Below are 23,658 nucleotides of genomic sequence, written 5' to 3'. Positions count from 1 at the left end.
TCCTTGGAAAAAGAAAAGGCCCCTGGCGGGGCCTCTGTTAGCTAAATGAACTGCTGTCCGTTCGGAAGGCGGTTGCGGTGATGTTCTCGACTGTGCAGGTGTAATCAATCGCGGCATTTCGACCTGTAGCCTTGATAAAGAAGCCGACATTGTTGTAGTCAGCATCCAGGCGCGCGGCAAACCGCAATTCAAAGGCCGTGGTGCCAGCTGTGATATTACCGGCATCGACGAAGATACGGCGGGTTACCTCCTGCCCACCAATGTTGAACGTAATATCAGAGGTATACCCCAGGCCACTGCCCGTCCCATAGGTCTGGCACACCAGGGTGCAGGCCAGAACCACTGTCATGCTATACCCCCTGTTCTGATACGCACCGTTCCGCTGTACCGTCTGGTTGCGGCGGAAGGTCAGGCTGTCGTAACCTTTTGCCACCGCAATGTCACCGATGAACGCATCCGCCTGGACAGTGCCACGGAACACGCCGCTATTCGCTTCGACCCTGCCACGAACGATCACGTTATTGAACTGCGAAGAGCCATCCTTGGCGATACGCCAGCCTTGCGACCCGTCAACAAAGTTATTCGAGCGGATCTCGTTGCCGATCTTCGCGTTCGTGATGGAACCGTCCGCGATTTTGGTTGAGGTCAGGGAACTGTTTTTGATACGTGCAGTATCGATATACAGTTCATTGCCTTCGGCAATCATCACCGGCACTGCCGTCGCATTGTTACGGTTAAACAGCGAGAAGCGGTCGGCGTAGAGGATCATGTCGCTCGTTTCACCATTGCTGCCCAGCGTAATCCCCGCGCCAACATTCTTCCCGTTAACCGTCTCAACCTTCATCGACCACAGCGAACTCACCGTACCATTCACATCCGCCACGGTTTTAGCGGTGTTTTGAACGGAAGCGCTGAGATCCCCGACACTGGATGTCAGGGTCGTCTGCTGCGTTGCCAGCGCCTCCAGTGCCGTTGCATGCGTCTGCTGGGTACTGGTGATACTGGCCACCGATTTAATCGTGTTGTCCAGCGTCGTCTGGTTTTTGATGTTGGCGGCCGCCTGCGCGTCAATCTGCGACTGAAGCGAGGTATTCAGGCTGGCCTGTGTGCTCTGGCTGTCGCTCAGCGTTTTCGCCATGTTATCGACGCGGGAGTTGGCGTTATCCACTTTCGTGGCCAGTGCCGTCTGCTGCTGCGCCTGAGCGGTAATTTTCCCTTCGGCATCCGTTACGCGCGCCGTCAGGCCGCTCACGGCGCTCGCCGTCGCGTCAGAGGCATCCTGTGCCGCTTTCGCATCGGTAACATCCGTGATGACCAGATCGTCGATATACAGTGAATAGCCAGGGGTACCGTTGCCGGTGGCGCCACGGGTGGAGATCCAGACCACCGCGCGTGTTCTGCCCGCCCCGTTGTTACTGGCGATACCCGTGAATTTCACCCACTTATCGCGCGCGCCCAGAGAGGCTTCGCTGACAGTGACCGCCGCCTGCCACGCATTTTGCCCGGCAGCATTCTGCGACTGGATACCGACCAGCGTTGTCCACCCGGATGAGGGCGCCTGATCCGCCGGCATCATGGCCCAGAACTCAAACCGGAACTTCGCGTCCTCACGGACTGACTGCCAGGTGCCAAGCTGTTTATCACTGTTGCCGCTGTTGTTCTCATCCCGTCTCAACTTCAGGCTCTTACCGCCGGTGAATTTCTGAGACACCACCACAACGGCGGTGCCGTTCCCGCCCAGCACCTGGCCATCGCTGTAGCTTTCAAACGTACCGTCAACCCACGGATTAGCTCCCTGAGTGCGGATGGTATTGATGGTGCTGGTCAGCGACGTGATGCTCTGCGACTGGCTGGTGATGGTGTTTTCCACCTGGCTTACGCGACCGGTCAGTGAACTCACCGCGGACGTGTCAGCCTTTTTACCCAGCTCCGTATTCATCGTGGTCAGGCTGTTCTGCAGACTGGTGAGCTGCTGCGACTGCGAATCCAGTTTACCCTCGGCAGACGTCATCCGGGTGGTCAACCCGGTGACAGCGCTTTGCTCTGCTTTCTGACTGACCGCCGCATTCGTGACGGCCAGATCGCCGCTGAGTTTCGTCAGCTGCTGCGCCTGGGTGGTGATAGCCCCTTCCGCAGCGGTGACGCGGGTATTCATCTGTGAGATGGCCCCGGCATTAGCAGCGATATCCTTTTCATCCGTAACATCGAGAACATGGAAATCATCGAAATACATGGCCCCCGCGCTGAGGAAGGTCGTCAGCTGGAAACTGGCCGTCGTGGTCTTCGTGGCTTTCCAGTCAAACGTTACCAGTTGCCAGCCAGAACTAAACGGTCCGTAGTTTGAGCCAACCAGCAGGCCAGTGCTGTCAGCCACACGAAACTTCGTGTTACCCGCATCTTTAATCGTGGTCCCCGGGTCCTGCTTCGCCCATACCCCCATGCGGTAGGTGCGACCCTGGGTGATACTGATTTCCTGTCCGACCAGGTTCGACTGGCCGGCGGACATTTTCAGCGCCTTGTTACCCGAGTGCGGAACCTGTAAATCGGCCACCGTCGCGGTACTGCTCCAGCCGGTAAAGCCCGCCGCGCCGCGCTCAAAACTGCCGTTGACAATGAGGTTGCCCGGCATTTTCCCGCTGGCGTCAATATCCGCTGCTGTCTGGCTCAGGCTGTTACTCAGTTGCGTCAGAGAATCCCCCTGCGCACTGAGTGTTTTGCCCTGCTCCGTGACCTGGTTCTGCAGGGTGTTCATCGCGCTTGCGTCCGCTTTTTTGTTCACGTTCGCATTCGTCGTGGCCAGATCGCTGCTGAGTTTAGTCAGCGCGCTGTTGGCCGCCGCGATGTCATTTCCCTGCTGCGTCACCTTGCCCTGCAGCTGCGTCACCGCTGTCGTGTCAGCCTTTTTACTCACCGTATCGTTTGTCGACCGGAGGCTGTTCTCCAGCGAGGTGGTCCGCGTGCCGATGCTGCTGAGCGTATCGCCCTGCTGGCTAACCGTGGTGGTCAGTGAATCCACCGCTTTTGCAGTCGCATCTGCGGTTTTCTGCGCACTGTTCGCCGCCGTCACGTTACGCATATGCCAGTCGGCAGCGTACCAGACGGTGCCGAACGGGCTGCTCTGATTAACCTGCAGGAACGGCCGCAGCAAGCTGGTATCGGATGGCACCGTAAAGCGCCAGGTGGCTCGTTTCCACGCGGTGGTGGTCTTGGTGTTACCCCCGGACGCTTTCGCTTCGATGCCACCGGTGGCGGTGGTGGCCCGACCGATATAGAAGTTAAAGTCAGCGCTGCCGGTACCACACGCTACCAGAGCAGACATTTCGAAAACGTCGCCCGGCGTCACGGCGATGTTGTTAATTTTTGGCACATGGTCTCGCCCGGCCAGCCGGACGGCATACCTGAACGGGCAGTCAGCCGGCACACCTGCAGCAGTGGTCTCCACCACGTCATAACCCATGCGGTCATACGCCGGATCAAATGACGGGTTTGGGATGTAATCATCCCCGGCAGCATTCCCGGCGTTCACCGCCGCCGTCAGGCTGACGATGTTGCTGTTGGCTGCCGTGAGGCCTGCCTCGGTTTTCTCCACCCGGCCAGTCAGCGCGTTAAGCGCCGTCTGATCCGCTTTGGTGTTGACCTTATCGGTGGTGCTGCTCAAATCGCCCTGCAGCTTCGTGATAGCCTGCCCCTGGGAGGTGATTTTGCCTTCCGCACTGGTGACCCGGCTGGTGAGATCACTCACCGACTGCGCGCTGGCCTTTTGTGCCACGTTGTTGTTGGTGGTGTTCAGGCTGTTCTGCAGATTCGTGATGCTCTGAGACTGCGCGGTCAGTTGCCCCTCGGCATTCGTCACCCGACTGGTGAGGCTGTTAATGGCCGATGTGTTCGCGGTAATACCGCTGGCCGCATCATCCGGACTCGGTGACCAGTCGGTCATCACGGTCCCGGTTTCCAGCTGAGGGCGGCAGAGCCAGACTTCTTTGTCGGCAGACGTCGCGCTTTCCAGACGCGCGGCAATCAGCCGTTTGGTGCCACTGGTGGCAGGAATAACCCATTTCACCCAGTAACGCGCCCATGCGGTGGTCAGTTTCGTGACCGCCTTGCCGTCACCGGCCCCGCCTTTAACGCCCTGGCTGGTTTCCGTGGTGGTGGTGTTCGACGGGTTATAGAAATAACTCGCCATCTCCTGCCCGTCATAAGCCCCTTTCGCATAGAAACTGAATACAAATTCCGTACGCCCGGTAACGTCCAGCGTCTGTTCATCCAGCTGGGTATAACCGGATGCACCTTTCGCCAGCCGGGTGTAGGCCACGCGGTCGCCCAGATAGGTCTCTGTGGCGTGGCGGCTGCTCCATCCCTCCAGTGTGTTCGCATTGCGGATAAGGTTGGTCCCGCCCACGGCCAGGGAGGAAAAGTTGTTTTCCAGGTTCGTCAGCGCGCTGCTTTGCGTGGTCAGATCCCTGCCATGCTGTTCAACGGTGTTCTGCAGGCTCTGAAGCGCCGTTGCATCAGCCTTCTTCGCCACATTGCTGTTGGTCGTGTTCAGGCTGTTCTGCAGGCTGGTCAGGCTGTCTCCCTGCGATCTCAGGCTGCCTTCGGTAGCCGTCACGCGGGTCGTCAGATTCGTCAGCGCGCTGGCATCGGCCTTGCCGCTGATATCCTTTCCTAGTTGCGTCACATCTGACTGCAGTTTCGTGATCGCGCTGCCCTGAGACGTAATATTCTTCCCGTTCTGCGTGACTGACGCGGACAGACTGGAAAGCGCCTGCGCATTCGCATCGGCGGCATCGAGCGCCGCTTTCGCATCGGTCACGTCAGTGATGATCAGATCATCAATCAGGAAGGCGTCACCCAGGCGAACTTTTGGTGTGTTCGGGATGGAGATCCTCACCATTGCCTGTTTCAGCGCGGTTCGGTTGTTGGTCAGATAGCCACTGACTTTTGTCCAGTTGTCCACCGACAACTCGGAGACTTTTACGTTCAGGCCAGGCCACGACCAGCCATTGGCAGAATCCTGGAAGGAAAATCCGAGCACCATATAAACGGTCGGATCGGCGGTCGAGCCAGCCGGCAACTTAACCCACGCCTCCACGTAATAGACCGCGTTATCGCGAACCTGCATGCCTGAAAAGATATGGGTATCGTTATTATCCGTCGCGTTCGGGTTGTACTCCGTACTGCGCGTAACACGCAGGCTTTTGGTCCCGCTGTGCGCAGCTTCACTGGTGATAACGGCGCGGGCATTACTGAGAACATCGCCGACGGCATAGGATTCAAAACTGCCGTCCGGCAGTACGTTGGCTCCCCGTGTCGCCTGCTGCTTCAGCGATGTATTCAGACTGGTCAGGCTGTCGGCCTGGCTACGGATATCCTTTTCAGTCTGGGTAACCCGGTTGGTCAGTGAACTGACCGCCGACGCATCAGCCTTCTTCGCCACATCGCCTTTGACCCCTTCCAGCGCGTTATTCAGCGCCGTGATGGATTGCCCCTGCGATGTCAGGGTGTTCCCCTGGTTCGTCACCGTCCCGGTCAGAGACGAAACAGCATCGCTGGTCGCCTTAATGTTGGTTTCATCGGTGATATCAAACACCCGGACGGAATCGAGCCAGATTTCACCGTTTGTCGGATGAGAATAAAGTTTGAAGTTCTGCCCGTCCGCGCCGGCAGCCGTCAATCCGGTTTCCCAGGTGATGGTTTGCCAGTCAGTGGTCAGCGTGACCGTTTTATCCTCATACGTACTGTCCGTCTGGCCGATTTTGTTCTGGCGACGGATCAGCAGACTCATCGCGCCGGAAACACCTTTGGCCTTCACCACCACCCGGTACTTGCGCTGGCCATTCAGTGGCACCGGCTTGTTGTTGTTGGAGAAAATGCCTGGGCTGGTAGTGGTCGTCCGGTTCAGCCGGACCCCCGCTTTCCCGTCCCCGAAATCGCCAAAGGTCACACCGGCTGGATACTGAATATCCCAGGCAGTGCTGCCCTGTAGAAAATCAAAGTTCGGGATCAGGTTGTCGCCGGCGTTGCGGGTGGCCGTCAGCACATTCGCCAGATTTGTCAGCTGCTGGCTCTGTGTGGTCAGTTTCCCTTCCGCCTCTGTCACCCGGTTATCGACCGAAGTCAGTGCCGTTGCATCGGCCTTCTTCGACACATTGCTGTTGGTCGTGTTCAGGCTGTTCTGCAGGTTCGTCAGCTGCTGGCTTTGTGAGGTGATGGCCCCTTCCGCTGTGCTGACCCGGCTCGTCAGTCCGGTCACGGCGCCGGCGGTGGCATCGATGTCCACCCGGTCGGTAACGTCAGTGACGTAAAAGTCATCGAAGTAGCGGCTGCCGCTAATCAGATAGTTACTCAGCGTCACCGGCAGGCTGGCTGTCTCCGTCGCTTTCCAGCGACCGGAAATCAGGGTCCAGTTTGTCCCCACCGTACCGCTGTTGTATGGACGCTCAAAAACCGGCTGGCCGGCAGAGTTGCCGATCCGCAGCTTGTTGTTCCCCGCGCCATTATCCGTCGTCGCTCCGGGTTCCTTGACCCACACCCCGATTTCATAGGTTCGCCCCTGAACAAACGGGATGTATTGCCCCGGAGTCACATTCCCCGGATCAACCTTCAGCGCCCGCGTCCCGCTATGAGGAACGGAAACCTCCACCACACTGGTCGCGGTTGACCGCCCGGTGTAACCATCCAGCCCGCGTTCAAACGAGGGATTCACGACCAGGTTACCCGGTATCTGCCCGCTGGCATCGATATCTGCCGCGACCTGCGAGAGGCTGTTCGACAGGTTCGTCAGCGAATTGCTCTGGCTCTCCAGCGTTTTGCCCTGCTGCGTCACTTTCGTGTCGAGCGTGGCCAGCGCAGTCGCATCGGCTTTCTGCGCCAGCGCTTTATCGGTATTAGCCAGATTTCCGGTCAGTTTCGTGATGGCGCTGTTCGCAGCAGTCAGGTCGTTGCCCAGCTGTGTAACGGTATTGGTCAAATCCTGCACCGCTGTCGCATCAGCCTTTTTGGCCACTGCGGCATTGGTGGTTGCCAGCCCGTTTTCCAGCTGAGTTGTCCGGTTGCCGGTCGAGGTCAGCAGATTACCCTGTTGCGTCACGGTGGTGGTCAGGGAGTCAACCGCCGCCGCCGTGGCATCCGCAGTATCCTGAACCTTTTGCGCCGCTGTCACATTTCGCATATGCCAGTCCGTAACGAACCATACGGTGCCATACGGGCTGTTCTGCGAGATCTGCAGGAACGGGCGGATATACCCCCTGTCCACCATCGCCTGCGTGACCTTGAAGCGCCAGGTGGTTCTCTGCCAGGTCGCGGAGGGGGATTTCCCGCCCCCCGCCATGAGTGGCGCACCGGTGCTCGTATCTGGCCGAACGGCGGTGCCAACATACAGATTAAAATTCGCCGTGCCGGCGCCGCAGGCAACCAGTGCGCTGATCTCAATCACATCGTTAAGCGTGGCCGGGAACGCGGCAAAGTTAGGATGGTGATCCCGGCTGGCAATTCGGGCCGCATAACCATACGGGCAGCCCGGCGGGACCTCCTCAGCCGTCGTGGCTACCACGCTGAACCCCATCTGGTCATACGCCGGGTCAAACGTCGGGTTGGGAATTAAATCCCCGCCTGATGCGTTTCCGGCCCGTACAGCGGATTTCAGCGAGGTAATGTTGGCGTTAGCCGCCGTCAGCCCGGACTCCGTCTTCTCCACTCGTCCGGTTAGCGAGTTCATCGCCGTCTGATCCGCTTTGCTGGCCACGTTCGCGTCTGTCTGCGTCAGCGCATTCCGGAGCTGGGTGATGTTCTGCGAATTGCTGACCACATCGTTGCCAATCTGGCTGACATTCGAGCTGAGCACGCCGGCTGCGTTTGCCAGCGCGGAAACCCCGAGACCGGAGTACATCTCAGCAACCTTGTCTGACAGCTTCAGACCCAGGTTGATATACGCCTGGCCGGTCCACTGATTCACCAGAAACTCAACGGTGTTCCAGCCGGCTTTCAGTTCAAAACTGACGGTATTCCAGCTGGCGTTACCCCAGGCGACCTGCACCCCATTCACAAATATGGCGCCGGTATCATCAAAAACCCTGGCGCCGGGCGCCAGTGTGATGGTGGTATCTGCGGCCACTTTCACCTGGCAGGAATACAGCGCGATCAGATAGCTGCCGGCGGATGTAAAGTCCAGTTTGGCCGCGTCGGCCACCTCATCCACGACCGTTGGCGCCACGGCGCGAACATCGCTGAATGACGGGACTGTCCCGGCGGTAGCCAGCTGCACAGGATAGAGTCGACGGGACCAGCGATTCGGCTGGCCATTGACCAGCTGATTCGACAGGCTGGTGATGCTGTCAGTATTGCTGCGAATATCCTGGCCGTTTTGCTCTACCTGCTGCGTTAAGGCAGTGACCGCAGCCGCTTCGGCTTTCTTCGCCAGCGCGGCATTTGTCGTGCCCAAATCGCTCGTCAGTTTCGTGATGGACTGACCCTGGCTGGTTATCCTGTCACCCTGCCGGGTAACAACAGACTGCAGCCCGCTCAGCGCCTCATTCGTACCAGCCAGGCCCGTTTCCGTCTGGCCAACCCGGTTAGTGAGCGATGTTAACGCGGCGCCCTGCGATGTCAGCGTGGCGCCCTGTTGCTCAACTTTCTGCGTCAGGGACGTCAGCGCGGCCGCATCGGCTTTTTTCCCGAGGCTGGTTTCCAGTCCACCGATACGGCTCGCCTGCGCGCTCTGCTCTGTCGTCAGAGAACTCAGTTCACCAGAAACAGCAGCTTTGTTGTCGTTAAACTGCGTCTGCAGGGACTCTCTGGCCTTAACTTCCGCCGAGATGGCGGTAACGCGCGCGGTTTTTTCCTGGTACAGCAGCCCGGAGGTGACTTTCTCCAGATCGCTCCCATCATAGGAGCCACGCATCTGCGCCGCCAGCGTGCTGCGTGCCTGCGCTTCGGCGGTCAGCGCGTTACTCAGCGTACTGCGCACATCCTGCAGAGCCGCCGTACTGGCGCCGGGTGCTGGCCGGCCAACGGCGATCCAGTCGAATTCGATAAAGTTGCTGGCATCCTGCTGGTTCGTCAGGTCCAGGCGAATACGATCAATGTTCCCTGTCCACGGAATATCACGCACCGTCAGGGTTGCCACCCCATCGGCATATTCCGGCTCAGCAACAATGTATCGCTTCGTGTTATTGAAGTTTTCGCCGGCAGACACCCAGCGGATCTCACCCGCCCAGACGGGTTTGCCGGTTTTACGAAAGCGCAGCATGATGAAACGGTACGCCGCACCATCGACAGCCAGCCCGCCAGGAGAGGTAATGTACGGATCGGTGGCGCTGTCCGCCGGGCGTAACCAGCCATCCTGTGACACACCCGGTACGCCGGCGCTGCCGGTCCAGCCCTCGGTCGTCTGATTGTTGAAATGCCAGATAACCTGCGAATCGAACTGGATATTAGCGCCGGCAGCGAGGCTGGACATTTCCCGCGCCAGATTTTCATCGGCGGTCTTCATCACCTGAGTCAGGCTCTCGATACTCGCCTCAATCCCCTGCGTTGCCGCCAGCAGTTCATCAGCGGCCTGTGCGGCCTTCGCGTTAACATCGACGATACGATCCGCGGTCTCCTGCTTCACCGCATTGGTCAGCGTGGTGTTGACCTGAGACAGCGACTGCTTCAGGCCATTTTCGGCAGTCTTTATCTGCGCATTCAATGCGGCATCGCCGTCGGCCAGCGTTTTGCTGACCCTGGCAATCTCCAGGTCGATGGTGGCGTTGATTTCCGCAGCCGTATCAGTGACTGACTGTCTGACCTGGGTGATGCTGTCGGTCAACGACTTGTTCACAGTTGCGATCTGCTTGTTCGCATCTGCGACGGCGGATTTTGCCTCCTGAACACCTTTGTTTGCCTGAGCCAGACCAGAATCGAGAGCCTCATTGACCGAGGTGATCTCATCCGTGATGGTTTTATTCACGGCGGAGATCTTCCCGTCAACATCAGCAGTGATGTTTTTCGCCGATGCATCAATATCCTGGCTGACCTGCTTCGCCTGGTCTTCAGCTTCCTTACGCAGAGCTTCAGCGGTCTGCTCCAGTTCCTGCTGCGTATTGCGGATACCTTCCTGCGTTTCGCTAATGGTGCGCTCAGTTTCCTTCCAGGCTTCGGTCCCTTTAACCGCCTCCGTCAGCTTCTCGTAGTAGTCGTCAAAGTTATCGCTGGCCATCCCCTGGACCCAGTTGGTCCACGGGCTTTCATTGCCCAGACGATCCACAAGGCGCGCCCGATACCAGAATTCTGCGCCCATACTGAGGCCCATCTGCTGATAGCTTTTCCCCGGATAGGCCACGTCTGATAACAGCATCGGCGCACTGCCATCCTGATTTTTGCTGTACTGTAGTTCCGTGCGCAGCGTATCCCCCGAGCCGGTCGGGAATTCCCAGCTAACCTGGACCCCATGAACCAGCGAACGGGTTGCCAGCGCCAGCGGCGGAAGTGGGGCACCAGACTTACCGGTCAGCTCGGTTTCTTTCGAGATCCCCCATACGGACGCGATATCCTGCGCGTTAATCGCCCGCACACGAACAACGTAGCGACCGGTATAGATACCATCGACCTCAAACCGCGTATTGCCGGTGCGCGGCAGGTTAATCCAGTCACCATTGTTCTGACGCCACTGCATTTCATACGCAATCGCATTTTTCACCGGCGACCACGTGGCAACCAGGGTGGTGATGCCAATCCCCTGCGACACCCGGTAGAGGCTGGAAATGGTAATGTCGTCCGGTGCCTCCTGTCCCCGTGGGGGAACAACGGTCACAGGACGGTCTTCGATCACCGCGCCATCATCCACCCGGGGAAACTTGTTCGGGTTATACGGCAGGCCGTTAATAGTGACCGTGCCATCGTTATTGTTCACAACGCGCTTAACCCTGAATTGCTGAATGGCCAGGTCTGACTGATCCAGAATCCATCCCGCCTCCGCCTGCGGTGCCGGGTTATACTCCTGCTCTACCGTAACAATACGGTCCTGCACACCCTGAACTTTACGCCCCTGCGACTTTCCGTCCGGCAGGTTAATGATGAGCGTATCCCCGGCTTTTGCCGCGACAGCGCGGTCGAGAGTAATCCTTTTTCCGGAGACCGCCGCCACACGACCGCCGTTCTGCCGGCCAGCCATAGGGGCATTGTTGATGCCGATAACTTTGCCGACTCGGGGAATACGCCCCTCCATCCCCGTTTTAAACTCAACACCATTGTCATCGCGGTTTGTCTCGATGGCGTAGGCGCCGTGGCGCTGCGCCTCGGATTCCCGTGTACAGCCAATGCGGGACAGCTCGATAGTGTTAAACCCGAAGCGGTCTGCAACCTCCTGCGAATAGACGCTGGCTTGATCGTCCTGATAGTTATTCTGTGGGTTGCTGTAAGTGACGATGGCCGCGCTATAGTTGGTCCGCTCGGACGTGCTGGAGAACGTGAAGGAGCCGACAATATTCGATTTGTTGAAAACAAAATCGGGGTCCATCTCACGCGGCATATCGGCATCAACCGACAGCAGATTATTCGACCAGCTAATCATGCCCCGAAAAATGTTCGCGAGATCCATTAATACGGTCCAGGCGTCAGTCCGCTGGGATATATAGAGATCGCAGAGATAACGGGCCTCTTTTCCGCCGGCACCATCTGAGACCGGCGCATCGCAATACTGGCCGATCTGATACAGGGTCCATTTATCCACCTGGTCGGACGAAATACGCTTTCCAAGTCCATAGCGTTTGTTCAGCACCAGATCGTAAAAAATCCAGGCGGGGTTATTCGACCAGGCCCACTTGAAGGTCCCGTCCCAGCTTCCGCTGTAGGTACGTTCGACAGGGTCATAGTTCGACGGTACGCGAATGACCAGCCCCTTTGCCTTGACCGTCACGGTCGGTGTCCGGCCATCAAAAAGCGTTGAATCGAACTGAACGAACAACAGCGCGGTGTTCGGATAGCGCAGTTTGGCGTCAACGATTTCCGTTATCGACTCGATACGACTCACGTCCGCCGTTTTGTTATTATTCTTATTCTCAGTCAGACGGCGAACGCGGATCTGCCAGCCGGAGTTTGCCCGCGGCAAATCGATGCGGTAGCTGCGCTCATAGCCAGTGTTAGCTATGCCATCGACGGTATCGCGGCCATATTCGGTATACGTGCTGCCGTCTGTTGAAACATCGATGGCGAACTCAATGCGGTAACCATCTTTGCCACCGCTGTCACGCAGGCTGTAGACCCCGTTCGGAAATTTAATACGCAGGCGAACAGCCGACAGCTGCGTGTTGTTGATCGCCTTTACCCACGGGGTGCCAGACTTGATTTCCGTGCTGACGCTGATTTCGTTTTCGACCGCCGGGAAACCCTGAATGTAATCCTGGTCAACCAGACCACTGCGCCACTCCCACGTCACGCCCGGAAAATTTTCATGGCCATCGGCATCGAGCAACGGCGTACCGTCGAGGCAAATATCCTGACCGGTAAACTGACCGGCAATTTGACCTTCTGACAGTGCCAGCAAGATTTTCATATAGGCGACCGAGGCAATTTCCGTCCCGCGATTCTGCCCGTTATCCTTGCTACCACCGTTATTTTTAGCGCCAGCGATTCCTTTTATTTCAGCCATTCTCAAACTCCGGGCAAAAAAAATCCCGCCGTGGCGGGAAGGGTAAAATGCATTTTTTTATTGCTGTTCTTCGGTATAAATACCGCCACTGATAATGACGCCGCCTATTTCACGCAGGCCATACAAGATCGGTACACCGTTGCCGGCAGCGACCTGATTAGCAGGCGCACCAAATGAGTACGATTTTTTCGTATCCCGATCCGTTGTCATACCCTGGGTACCGCTGGGCGCCAGCATTTGTACAACGCCGCCCAGCATCATCGCCGCCCCCATTTTGTAGAGGAACGGCGAGGCAGCAGCGGCAGGGGTAAAACTCAGCACCATACCAACGGCAACGAGTACGGCACCAAAGATGGTCTGGAACACCCCTGCTTTTTTGCTGCCAATAATCACAGGCGCAATTTTGATTACGTCATGCACACCATTCAGAAACAGGTCATCCTGGCTCAGGTTTTTTTCACCGTTAAAGACCATGTACGTGACTCCACGTCCCTCGCTGGTCTCCAGCCATCGTTCCAGTCCTGGAACCATGATGCACAGCGCGCGGATAGCCTCCCGTACAGAAGATACCGACAGGCGATGCTCCCGGCCGAACAACTTGCCCAGCTTGCCGTACAGGCGAACCAGAACCATTTTCTCTATCGTATTAGTCGTCATTTTTATGCCTCAGCGTCAGCATGGTTCGCTCCCGCCAGATCCCACCGTATGGAACCTCACCACTCAGCTGGCCATACATGTGGTGCAACATTTTTCCGTTGCCCAGGTAAATGCCGGCGTGGTTGATTTCGTCCGCTCTGTACTGCATGAGGATCACATCGCCTGCCTGCAGCTCGCTGGCGTGAGAATAAAACCCGGCCTCCGCATAGTGCCGTACATACAGGTTTTCCCCCCGGGTCCACCAGTTGTCCTCTCTGGGAAAATCAGGCAGTTCGATACCACGCTCCTGCATATACCAGTCGCGGACCAGTCCGTAGCAATCCCAGCTACCGTGGATAAACGGACGGTTCAGAAGAGGCGGGGAATCATCCGGCGTCGTGACGGTGTAGTCGCCTCCTGGCCAGCTGATAATGATCCACGGCAGACCTGTTTTCTGGCAGCCCTGCAGGTCCTCGGCGGATGCGTGCGGACCGGCATCCGGATGCGAATGCACCACGGCCAGCACGTCGCCGGCATCCTCTGCGGCAATCCAGTCACCGGCGGCGATCCGAAAATGCTCCGTCCGCATTTCATGACTGTTTTCGCAGCGAATATATCGGCGCTGCCGCCCGACCCGGGTAATCAGGCCACAGCATTCGTTCGGGTAAACATCCGCGGCGTGCGCCTCAATAGCGGTTTTCAGTCTCTGGCTCAGCATGACTACATCCTCAGCAGACCAATAGCCGGGAATCCGCCAAACGGCAGCATGGCATCATCACCAAAACGTAACTTACAGCCCGCGACCGTTCCCGGGCAGACGTCCAGTGCCGGGTTGTCTACCGGATTGCCGAATTTGTCGTAATAACGCGTGCCGGTATAGCCGCAGTCAGCACCACGGTACTGGCCCTGCATGCACCAGGCACAACGGTTGGTCATCTGGCGTGCAGGCAACTTCTGTCCGGTAACATCCACCGGCGAGCTAAGCTTGAACTGGACCTGTTCATCGTCATCGCTGGATTTACTGTCAATGTAAAAAACATCAATCTGCTCTGCTGTCGGGTCAGCCTGTGGGTTGCCGCCAGGGAAGTTCCTGGCATCGAGATAGTGCGCATACGTGCGGTGAACCGTTACCTTCGCCTGCTTCATATCCTGGAACATGTGGCATAACGCACTGATTGAGCCATCCAGGTTCGCAATGGACAGCCTGGGGGAAGCTGGCGAACCTTCACCGTTGGACTCAACGTCCTCGATCTCACATGGCCAGAGCGTATATTTCACGCCCTGCCAGTAAATCGGTTTGCCCGTCAGCTTTTCCGCATCGCTGCCAGCGGCGATAATTTCTTCTTCGGTATACGGAATAGCGTGGTTGTGAAAATACAGTACGTCTGCACCAAAAGTGGTGCCATCCACTTCGAACAGAGTGATGGCGTTACCGGGTTCCAGTTTTTGATCGTCGGCTGCAATGCCCATAATGTCCTCGCTGCAGGACCGTAGTCCCAATAATAAAAAACCCCGCTGAGCGGGGTTAATTTGATGGTGTAGGTGCCGGACGGCACGGGAGGTTAACCGGGAAAGTGGTAGCCGGCATCGGTGCAAATTGGCATCATCAGTTCGGCTATATCATCACTGTCAATAGATACTCCAGCCCCAATGATTTTCCCTTGACTATCACGTTTAACGCCTGCAAACAGAAGCGCTTTCCCTGCGTAACCTCCATAGGAATTTTTGGCGTTAATTTGAGCGCAATAAACACCCCCACCCATATCCGGTTGCCAATAAATTTTGGCGCTATCCGGATCTTTCAGCTTCTGCTTCGCAGACTCTTCGATGACCTTTTTTTCCGACGCCGTTAACTCACGTGCTGCCGCTGTACCGGAAAAAAGAAGGGCGATGCTGGCCAGCGCCAGTACCATTTTTTGCATTATCATTCTCCATTATATCGGTGCGGCTCTGTATGCCGTCACAAACGTAACAGTAACGGTCATGCGCGCAAAATCAAGCAGTTGAGGCTTTATCTGTGTCGCACGGTATAGCCCCCGCTCGCCCAGCGGATTAACCCATATAAATGCACGTGTCTCGCCATGACGGCGCAAAAACTGCAGGATCGGCATGACCACCTCCCTGTAGTCGGTAAATGTCAGCGGCCATGATTGCGATTCAGGATTAATACCATCACCAGTGACCTGCTCATAACCATCACCATATTTCACGGACCTCGTCGCATATTTAATATCCGCAGTGGGACCATTCAGCGGCGACCAGTCGAAGGTTTCCAGTGCGGCCATTAGCGCATGCTCCTCAGTTTCACATCGATCATCCCACCGTTACCCATCTCCTTATCCAGGGTGCTCAAAACTATCTGAACGATTTGTTGCTTCATCTGAGCGATACCACTCTCTGACCGCTTCCCGGACTGATCCGGATTACCGTTACTATTGACCACCTGTAGCGGGATATTAACCGTTATCCCACCGGCTGCGCGCTGGCTCTCACCACTCATTGGAAGCGGCCCGCTCGGCGCGCCAGCCAGCCCTCCATTGGCGTAGCCACTGCCGTAAGTTAACTGGTTCAGAAAGCTGAGCATGCCTGGCCTTTTAACCACCTCCTGCGGCACAACCCACTCACCACGGTGGACTGGCCCGGCAACCTCATACTTCCCGCCATCACCGGTATACCCGCCGCCGGAGAACCCAGACAGAAACCCGCCAAAATCCGCGAGGATGCCAATCCCGGACCCCGACATAGCTGAGCCTGCAGATCGGATAGACTGAAAAAAGAGCATTTTTGTTATCATTTGCCCAATATCGTCAATGATAGACAGCGCCATCTCCTTGAATGACGATTTCCCCCGCGACGCCATTTGCCAGATAGAATTGGCCATGCCGTCCATTGCATTGACGGAGGTGTCACGAACCTGGGCATAAATGTTGGTTGCATCGGCGCCCCATTCACGCAGCCCGGCGCGTAACCCCTCGGTCCAGGAACCCTCAACCTGCGCTTTATCCCGGGCACCATTGCGAACGATACTCAGTTGCTTTTGTTCTTCTGCATTAAGAAGGCGTGTTCGTTCTTGAAAAGCAGCCTCATCAGCTGGTTTGATTGTTTTCTCTGCATCCTCACGCAGCTTCGCGAATTTCGACCTGACCTGCTGCTCCTTCGCCATCTGGTCATAGGCAGCGCTGCTCATCGTCATCCTGGCCACGTTGGCATCCATCTCGGCCTGTAGCTGAATGGTTGAGCGGTGCAGCTCATTATTCTCCTGTTGCATTTTCAGCGACAGCTGGCGCTGCACGTTCGCCTTCTCCAGCTGTACGTTGATGCTCAGCTGAGCGCGCAGCTCCTGCTCAGCATTGAGAATGCTGCGCTGCCCGGCGGTCAGGATTTTTTTTGCCTTGAGATCGGCGATCTCCTGGTTGAACTGCAGCAGCTTTCGCTCTGAACCGGTCAGGTTAACGGTCTGCTGGTTTTGCTGACGAAGAACCGATTCCTGCTCGCGCAGACTCTGCAGACGCTGGGTGGCCTGGTCATCTTTGTACGCCGCCGGTTTCTTCTGCTTCTCCCCGTACAATTTATCTATACCGCGTAACGCCTGCGCGTACTCTTCCGTTCCTTTCTTGAGAGTGCGATTGAGAACCGCCAGTGCATCGGCGCGCTGCTTCTCTTTTGTCACGCCAGCAGCCATCAGTCCCTGAACGGTATTTTCGGCCTTCAGGCGATCAGCTGTATCTTTCCGCAGCTTCTCTTGATCCTTCCGCAGCCTTTCCACCTCTTCGCGCTGTTTTATCGCCGGGTCCGGGCTGGGTGTCAGGTTTATTCCCAATGCTGACGCCTGCGCCTGGGCTGTGGCCATCTGGGCGTCACCCATTGTTTTAAACGCGCTGCTGACATAATCCTTCAGCGATTTCCAGGCCCCTTTCAGCCCGTCAACCTTATCTTCCTGATCCTTTATCTGCTTTTCCAGCTCGGCCATCGCCTGCTTTTGCAGGAGCGCCGTAGCCTCACTTTCCCTGCCCTGGCGCTGCAGCGTGACTATCTGATCGATAAACGTCGCGTTTAGCTGAATTCCCTGATTGTTCAGCTTCTCCATCGCCTGGACAGGATCGCCCTGCAGATTCGTGAGCATCGAGACCAGATCCCCCGAACTCTGCCCCAGCTCTTCCATCCGGGCGCCAAGTCCGGCAACACGGTCCAGCATTTCCCCACCGAATCCGGCATTAACAGACGCGGTGATCGCTTTTACGGCACCATCAGTATCTCCCAGCTGCGACTGCAGGCTCTGGAGATACTGAACCGACATAATCGACTGCTGCCCTGATTTGAATAACGCATTGCTGTAGCCGCTGATAGTTTCCTGAGACTTTGAAAACGACGAATAGAGCATCGTCACCGCGCCGGCGATCGCCATAATACCGATCCCGACCGGGCCACCGACCAGCGCCAGGGCGCCACGCAGTGTTCCCGCCGCCGCCGCCGCTGCGCGCTGCCGGAACGTCAGCTCCTGGCTGGCCGTGGCCAGCGTTCGCGTTGAGGTGGTCAGGGTACGCTTGGCGTCAGACTCAGCGATATCTGCAGCCAGAACCTCTTTTGTGGCTTCTGCCAGGCTCTTTTTCCCGCGTGCCTCAGCTATATTGGCCTCGCTGATGGTGCGGGCGTTTTTCGCGTGCTCTGCTTCATAGCTGGCCGTGATGCCATACTGCTTATTCACCTCTGCCTGTTTGGCATAATACTCATCCAGCGCAAACGCCTTCTCGCGCTCCGCCTGCGCCGCCTGAATGGTTTGTACGGCTGCTTTCTGCCGCGCCAGTGCCTCTTCTCGCAGCGTGCGGGCATTGTTGATAGACGCCTGCGCGCCATCTACCGCCGCCTGCGATGCGGCAATCTGAGCCTGTCGCTGTAGCTCCAGACTTTGGGTGCTACTGGTCAGCGCAGTACTCATACCTTCGGTCAGCGCCGAGATCGCCGCAGTGGTGAAACTGCTGCCGGTAACGCCACTACCGGCAGACAGATTCGCCAGTACGTTACGCATCTCATCCAGCCCGGTAAGCCGTAGTGACCCCAGCTTTTCGATACGTTTATCCAGCCTAGAAAATTCAGCATCAGCGGCTTTTACACCTACGCCGATCCCCTTAAAGGCAGCCTCAGTTTTTGCCGCATCAGCCTGTGCCTTTTTGTTGAACTGCTGTGCGTTGCCATCCGCCTGACGCATTGCGTCAGCGAACTGCGAATTAAACGTCGCACGGTTGAGGTGCAATGCGACGGCGAGTGATGCTACATCAGCCATTTCCAAGAACCCTCAGGCAGTTTTCAAAATCATCATCCCGGGCCACGGCAGAGGGTGCTGCAGATGACTGTGGAGCCGCCAGCGGTGGTTTTCCCTCTTCTTTAAGGAGCGCAAAGTACGCCTCCCAGTAGGTCAGGATGTTCGCAGGCATGGCGGCCAGTTTCGTGGGGTCCGGCTCACCCCAGCGATCTGCCAGCGCAAACAGGGTGCGCAGCTGGGGTGATTCGGTTAGTTTTTTTTGGCATCTTCCAGTGTGCCGATAGCATGACGCTGTACAGCAATGACTGCCTCCAGCAGATCTGCTCCCGAATGGGCTGACAGAAAAGCCTCTGCAGCCGGGAGTTCATCCGCTGCCGGGCGGCTTCCGTCCTCATTTACCAGCGCAGATAGAAACAGTGTGATGCCACGGATAGAGGTCTGGCGAGCGTTGTCATCGCTCTTTTCCAGTGCCTGCAGATCGGCTTCATAATCCCATAGTTCCTCCTGCGTCAGGCGGCGGATAAAGATCTGCTGGCCAAGCAGCGTAATCGGGTGGGCTTTGATAATAGGGTTGAGAAGGTTTTGATAATTCACAGTCGTTATTCCTTTTATTCAGTGCCACTATTGGCGGCGTTCGTGGTAGTCCACTTCACGCCGCCGTTCTGCTTGCCGTATACCTCGTCCTGCAGGACTTTACCATCAGGCTGGTCAACGGCCTGCTGCGCCCATCCGGACAGCACCAGCTCCATTTCCGCCGAGCGGCCATTTGGGAAGTCGAAGAAAAACACCACGGTCTTATTGGCCTCCGCCGCTTCCAGCAATGCCTGCTGATTCGCATCTGTCGGATCGGCAATAAACACCAGGGTCTTATCCTCACCCTCGCCCATATCGGCCATGTATTTCGGATCACGGTCAATCAGGCGTGTCACCTTCATGAAGGTGCCCTTTTTGCCTACGGCACCGATGGCCATCGTACTTTGCAGTAGTTTTGCCGCCGCCTTCAGCGTGCCTTTCATACCCCAGTACGTGCGGGTTCCCGCCGGAATGCTTGCATATTCCGAAGGGCTTTTAATGACGTCTTCACTCATTTTTTTCTCTCTCTTTTTGACTACCGGCCTTCCAGCCCATAGCGAATTTCAGCTGCCAGTATCGACAGCACTTTTTCGACGTTGTAATCCAGCGCCGGACGGATAAACGGCTTAGCCACCTGTTTCACCGTGCCGAACTCCTGCGCCAGCGCTTTCATGTGATGCGCTTTGCTGGGACCGACTCGAAACGTGATGAGAGTCCCGTAGCGCTCGCTCTTTGCTCCGCTGGTTGAGCTACGGATTTTGATCGTGTCGCGCATGTGCGGCCCGCCGCTTAACTCGTCGTAGCCGGCGTTTTGCTGCATATCCTCCTGCACGATGGCCAGCGCCCGGCGCCCGGCATCACGCAACAACCTGGTGCTGACTTTCTTGTCCATCTCGGAAATCAGGCGTTCAAAATCCTTCCCCGACGGGAATTTCATCTCAATGCGCATGGGGTTACTCCGGAGTGGTGAATATAAAGTCGCGCACCAGACGGTACTGGATGCGACCACTGGTCAGCGTGATCTTGTCCTGCTGGATACTGCCGCGCGTCACGTAACTGACCGGACAATCCTCAAGCCGGCTTTGCACAATGGCTTTCCATTCTGACCAAAGCTGCTTATCCAGCATCAGCAGGCGGCTGTAGTTATCGATCAGATAAATCGCCACCTGTATGCGGACAGAGGAAATCCCGGTTCTGGCCAGGCCAGCCCCTACCGGCGCATCCGAAATACGCTGGTATGTCACCCCTTCCTGGACCGTGTCCGGCAGTAAAAGCGGATACGCATTCATGCCGGTGATGCGCTCCAGCGCACCCTTAATCGCCAGCTCTATCATGCCGCCCGTCAGCCTCCCCCGTGATAATGATCCGGTCCGTTTTGCGGTCGATATTCCGGACGGTATAAACCAGGTTTTTCGTCGTGATTTTCCAGTCGATATCAACCAGCACACCCGGATAGACCGTAAACAGGCAGGTTTCCACCACCTGCTGCTGATCCAGCGTGCGGACTTTTCGCCCCGATACCAGCTCCCGTTTTGCCCACGCTTTTCCCGATTCAACCTGCTTTTCCGGTAGCGGTTCGCCCAGCGGCCCCCGACCGGACTGAACGTAGCTAATCGCAATGCGACAGTTCATATCACCCGGTTTCAGGCTCATAGCGTATGCTCCTGCAGGGGGAAAAGAAGATGCCTCACCGCAGCGGTTTCCAGCCACTGTCCGGTATGGCCATTCAGATACGCATCGCTGATCAGAAACTGAATGGCCAGCCGGATATCTTCATCCGCGATAAATCCGCGGACGGTTTCCGGGAGTGCCTGCAGCTCTTCATCACTGGTGACCAGCTTGCAGTAATAATCACGCTCGATGCTCCGCTGCGCGGCGTTCACCATTTGCGTGAGCATGGCGTCATGCTCCGTGAAATCCAGTTCCAGGCGTAGCTGGGTTTTCACATCATCCAATGTCAGTATCAAAATCGCTGTCTCCCGGCTTCGGTTTCAGCGCACGTTCGGCATCCTCCGGCCATACCGCGATACGCCGGTTAACCAGCTCTTCGGCGCGCGTTCCTTCAAAGCACGCGATATCTCCACGGGAATAACGGTGGTGCGGCCCAAGGAACACAACGGATTTACGCTCTGCCTGTGCGACCACGGTCGCATGGTTGTCCTGTGCGACCGTTTCTTCCGACTCCACTGCTTTATTTTTCGCAGCCATAACATTCTCCTGAAAGGGAAAAGCCCGCATATGCGGGCCGTATTTACTGAGGGATGGGTTAGAACAGGACGCCGGTACCCAGCACCAGGCCTTCCGGATGACGGAAGCCAATATCATGCTCAGTAACAACGCGGATTAGCGACTGGTTACGGGAAAACGCAGATACCAGGGTGCCATCGGCATCGATGTAAGAGGCTTCCTTCGAGAAGTCGACTTTCATATTGCCGTCTTCAGCAATAACCACATCATTGAAGTCAGCAAAGTAAATCTCAGTCTCCTTACCCCCGGTCCCCAGATTCGCAGGGATCGCGCTGGTACGCTGAACCGGATATCCTTTAAGTAATCCCTGAGCCATTTCCGGATAGACTTTGTTGCCGTTGCCGTCACGCAGCCCAAACAACTTCATATAGGTACGGTTCGACATGCCCCAGCCGCTGCTGATCATATTGCTGTTGCCGTCCATCGCCATCAAAATGATCTTGTCCAGGTACTCGTCAACCGTGTTCAGGTTGATCGCTGCATCAGCTTCCCACGGCAGCAGGCGGTTCCACTGCGTCGCGCGCGCCTTCATACCAATCGGTGTATCGCCGGTACCGTCATCGCGCATAAAGGCTTTATCCTCACGCACTGAGATGGCGGTCAGAATATCCTGCAGGACCAGCTGCTCGACGTTGAATCCGGCGCGGCCAATCAGTGCATTGGAAATAGGCACCATCGCAATCAGAGTTTTCGCCGTAAGTTTTACATCATCAAAGCGTGTTTCTGATGTCTTGGCGTCTTTGTTTTCTCCTGTGTAGCTTGCCGTTGCTCCACCGGCCACGCGTGGTAGCGTCATATTACCGTTAGGCAGCGGAACGGGACGGGCACCCAGCTTGCGGACGATGGTTCGGTCGCTCAGTAGCTCGATCACCTCACTGTGGAGGTTCTGCGGAATAAGCACACCCCCGGACGCCGCTGCGGTGGAAATGGCCATCGATACGGACTGGTCATTCAGCTCTTCTGAAGCGAATTTTGCCGCGTCCTGCAGATTCCCTGCGCCTGCGGCGACAGACATAACCAGTCGGGTCATGCCAGCACCGGTGTACTGTTTCGGCTCCTGCTTAACAATAATGCCGGGGGCCTGCTGAGTCGCTTTCACGGGTTTTGCGACCAGCGCCGCAGCACGTTCGGCGGCTTCCAGACGTTCAATTTTGGCGCTGATATCAGTGAACTGCTGCTGCAGGTTCGCAAACTCCGTCATCTGCTCCGCAGTCAGCGTGCCGCCGCTGGCGTCAATGGTTGCCAGGGCCTGAACCTGTTCGTTGATACCCGCACGCTGACGACGCAATTCTTCAATATGTGGCATTTTATTTCTCTCTTTTTAGACATAAAAAAAGCAGCCTGCTGGCTGCTTAAGGTGACGCGGTTTGTGTTTGCGCCGGGTTACATTTTGGTTTGCAGGTCCATCGCGGCTGCCTGCATCTGAATGGAGGTTTTTTGACGGGGTTGCTGATACTTTGCCGCGATAGCATTGATCGCCGCCTGGGGGTCAGAGACTTCATCCGCCAGGCCGGCTGACACAGCGCCAGGGCCAAAATACAGCCCCGCCTGCGTATCAATGATGGCCTGCTGCTTCAGGCCGCGATATTCGGCCACCGACCCCGTAAACGTCTCGTACATTTCGTCGATCATGCCCTGGAACATACCCAGCGACTCTTCACTCAGTGGTTCATGTTGGGTGCCGTTATTTTTGTTATCTCCCCGGTAAATGGTGGTGAACGTCAGCCCCATTTTTTCTTCCATCTTCGACGTATCGAGGTGCTCCATGATCACACCAATCGACCCTACGCCACTGGTCTGGCTGACGATGATTTTGCTGCAGGCCGATGCGATGAAATACGCGGCGGAATACGCGCTGTAGTTCACAATCGCCGTGATGGGTTTCGTGTCGCGAGACTGATAAATGTAATCGGCCAGCTCCTTGCACCCCACCGCTGCGCCGCCGCCGGAGTTAATATCCAGAACGATTTCGCTGATTGAGGGGTCGTTTAACGCAGCCTGCAACTGCCCGCGGATCCGCTCGTAGCTGGTCAGCTCGGAGCACATCGCCGTAATCTGCCCCCGGCGTGGAACGAGAATGCCGTGAACGGGGATCACCGCCACCCCGCCGGTGGGCTGGACCTGCTCAGCAGCAGGTGATTTACCCGGATTCAATGCCATCTGAATGGCGGCATCTTCGGTGATCCCCTGAATACGGGGGATGAGCACCGCTTTCACGGAGTCCATTGTTTGCCGCGTCACGTAATGCGGCACGCCAAAGACCATATCTGCCAGGTGCGGCAGGTTAATTAATTTCGTTGTCATGTTGTCTTCC

General features: G+C 56.8%; 16 protein-coding genes. All 16 read right to left on the bottom strand.

Annotation, left to right across the window (positions count from 1 at the left end):
* Positions 1 to 37 precede the first annotated feature (37 nt).
* A complete protein-coding gene (locus tag A1WC_RS16085) occupies positions 38 to 10,726 on the bottom strand; it encodes a phage tail tip fiber protein (protein WP_181402671.1) in 10,689 nt (3,562 codons plus the stop codon).
* Between the two features lie 1,959 nt (positions 10,727 to 12,685).
* Positions 12,686 to 13,285, bottom strand: a complete 600-nt coding sequence (locus tag A1WC_RS16090; protein ID WP_016160684.1) for a tail assembly protein — start codon at positions 13,283 to 13,285, stop codon at positions 12,686 to 12,688.
* Complete coding sequence (locus tag A1WC_RS16095) at positions 13,275 to 13,982, bottom strand: C40 family peptidase (RefSeq protein ID WP_016160683.1); 708 nt, start codon at positions 13,980 to 13,982, stop codon at positions 13,275 to 13,277. The genes A1WC_RS16090 and A1WC_RS16095 overlap by 11 nt, the downstream gene beginning before the upstream one ends.
* Before the next feature lie 2 nt (positions 13,983 to 13,984).
* Positions 13,985 to 14,734 (bottom strand): phage minor tail protein L, encoded by a 750-nt coding sequence (locus A1WC_RS16100; RefSeq protein ID WP_016160682.1) that lies wholly within the window; start codon positions 14,732 to 14,734, stop codon positions 13,985 to 13,987.
* Positions 14,735 to 14,826: 92 nt separating this feature from the next.
* Positions 14,827 to 15,186: a hypothetical protein gene (locus A1WC_RS16105; RefSeq protein WP_016160681.1), complete on the bottom strand. Its 360-nt coding sequence runs from the start codon at positions 15,184 to 15,186 to the stop codon at positions 14,827 to 14,829.
* 12 nt (positions 15,187 to 15,198) lie between these two features.
* The gene (locus A1WC_RS16110; RefSeq protein ID WP_016160680.1) at positions 15,199 to 15,549 is read right to left on the bottom strand and encodes a phage tail protein; all 351 of its coding nucleotides are present in this window, start codon (positions 15,547 to 15,549) and stop codon (positions 15,199 to 15,201) included.
* Entirely contained in the window at positions 15,549 to 18,545 is a 2,997-nt protein-coding gene (locus A1WC_RS16115; protein WP_016160679.1) for a phage tail tape measure protein, read from the bottom strand. Before A1WC_RS16115 ends, A1WC_RS16110 begins: the two co-directional genes overlap by 1 nt.
* A 228-nt stretch (positions 18,546 to 18,773) precedes the next feature.
* Positions 18,774 to 19,118, bottom strand: coding sequence for a hypothetical protein (locus A1WC_RS16120; RefSeq protein WP_016160678.1), 345 nt, complete (start codon positions 19,116 to 19,118; stop codon positions 18,774 to 18,776).
* Between the two features lie 14 nt (positions 19,119 to 19,132).
* Positions 19,133 to 19,612: a hypothetical protein gene (locus A1WC_RS16125; protein ID WP_016160677.1), complete on the bottom strand. Its 480-nt coding sequence runs from the start codon at positions 19,610 to 19,612 to the stop codon at positions 19,133 to 19,135.
* Positions 19,613 to 19,632: 20 nt separating this feature from the next.
* On the bottom strand, positions 19,633 to 20,046 hold the full coding sequence (locus A1WC_RS16130) for an HK97-gp10 family putative phage morphogenesis protein (RefSeq protein WP_016160676.1): 414 nt from the start codon (positions 20,044 to 20,046) through the stop codon (positions 19,633 to 19,635).
* A gap of 4 nt (positions 20,047 to 20,050) precedes the next feature.
* Entirely contained in the window at positions 20,051 to 20,431 is a 381-nt protein-coding gene (locus A1WC_RS16135; protein ID WP_016160675.1) for a hypothetical protein, read from the bottom strand.
* The gene (locus tag A1WC_RS16140) at positions 20,412 to 20,750 is read right to left on the bottom strand and encodes a head-tail adaptor protein (RefSeq protein WP_014228910.1); all 339 of its coding nucleotides are present in this window, start codon (positions 20,748 to 20,750) and stop codon (positions 20,412 to 20,414) included. Before A1WC_RS16140 ends, A1WC_RS16135 begins: the two co-directional genes overlap by 20 nt.
* Positions 20,747 to 21,064: a head-tail connector protein gene (locus tag A1WC_RS16145; protein WP_016160674.1), complete on the bottom strand. Its 318-nt coding sequence runs from the start codon at positions 21,062 to 21,064 to the stop codon at positions 20,747 to 20,749. Before A1WC_RS16145 ends, A1WC_RS16140 begins: the two co-directional genes overlap by 4 nt.
* Positions 21,045 to 21,305 (bottom strand): hypothetical protein, encoded by a 261-nt coding sequence (locus A1WC_RS16150; protein ID WP_016160673.1) that lies wholly within the window; start codon positions 21,303 to 21,305, stop codon positions 21,045 to 21,047. The genes A1WC_RS16145 and A1WC_RS16150 overlap by 20 nt, the downstream gene beginning before the upstream one ends.
* A gap of 58 nt (positions 21,306 to 21,363) precedes the next feature.
* Positions 21,364 to 22,650 carry a phage major capsid protein gene (locus A1WC_RS16155; protein ID WP_004148013.1) on the bottom strand — a complete coding sequence of 429 codons (1,287 nt, stop codon included), beginning with the start codon at positions 22,648 to 22,650 and terminating at the stop codon, positions 21,364 to 21,366.
* Between the two features lie 77 nt (positions 22,651 to 22,727).
* Positions 22,728 to 23,648, bottom strand: a complete 921-nt coding sequence (locus A1WC_RS16160; RefSeq protein ID WP_016160672.1) for a S49 family peptidase — start codon at positions 23,646 to 23,648, stop codon at positions 22,728 to 22,730.
* Positions 23,649 to 23,658: the final 10 nt, after the last annotated feature.

Source organism: Klebsiella sp. KTE92, assembly GCF_000398905.1.
GTDB classification, from domain to species: domain Bacteria; phylum Pseudomonadota; class Gammaproteobacteria; order Enterobacterales; family Enterobacteriaceae; genus Klebsiella; species Klebsiella variicola.
The sequence above is the reverse complement of the archived record's forward strand: the minus strand, read 5'-3'. Positions and strand labels throughout refer to the sequence as shown.

Coding starts and splice junctions, on each gene's coding strand:
- A1WC_RS16090 (WP_016160684.1), bottom strand. CDS start 13,285: ATGACGACTAATACGATAGAGAAAATGGTTCTGGTTCGCCTGTACGGC.
- A1WC_RS16095 (WP_016160683.1), bottom strand. CDS start 13,982: ATGCTGAGCCAGAGACTGAAAACCGCTATTGAGGCGCACGCCGCGGAT.
- A1WC_RS16100 (WP_016160682.1), bottom strand. CDS start 14,734: ATGGGCATTGCAGCCGACGATCAAAAACTGGAACCCGGTAACGCCATC.
- A1WC_RS16105 (WP_016160681.1), bottom strand. CDS start 15,186: ATGCAAAAAATGGTACTGGCGCTGGCCAGCATCGCCCTTCTTTTTTCC.
- A1WC_RS16110 (WP_016160680.1), bottom strand. CDS start 15,549: ATGGCCGCACTGGAAACCTTCGACTGGTCGCCGCTGAATGGTCCCACT.
- A1WC_RS16115 (WP_016160679.1), bottom strand. CDS start 18,545: ATGGCTGATGTAGCATCACTCGCCGTCGCATTGCACCTCAACCGTGCG.
- A1WC_RS16125 (WP_016160677.1), bottom strand. CDS start 19,612: ATGAGTGAAGACGTCATTAAAAGCCCTTCGGAATATGCAAGCATTCCG.
- A1WC_RS16130 (WP_016160676.1), bottom strand. CDS start 20,046: ATGCGCATTGAGATGAAATTCCCGTCGGGGAAGGATTTTGAACGCCTG.
- A1WC_RS16135 (WP_016160675.1), bottom strand. CDS start 20,431: ATGATAGAGCTGGCGATTAAGGGTGCGCTGGAGCGCATCACCGGCATG.
- A1WC_RS16140 (WP_014228910.1), bottom strand. CDS start 20,750: ATGAGCCTGAAACCGGGTGATATGAACTGTCGCATTGCGATTAGCTAC.
- A1WC_RS16150 (WP_016160673.1), bottom strand. CDS start 21,305: ATGGCTGCGAAAAATAAAGCAGTGGAGTCGGAAGAAACGGTCGCACAG.
- A1WC_RS16155 (WP_004148013.1), bottom strand. CDS start 22,650: ATGCCACATATTGAAGAATTGCGTCGTCAGCGTGCGGGTATCAACGAA.
- A1WC_RS16160 (WP_016160672.1), bottom strand. CDS start 23,648: ATGACAACGAAATTAATTAACCTGCCGCACCTGGCAGATATGGTCTTT.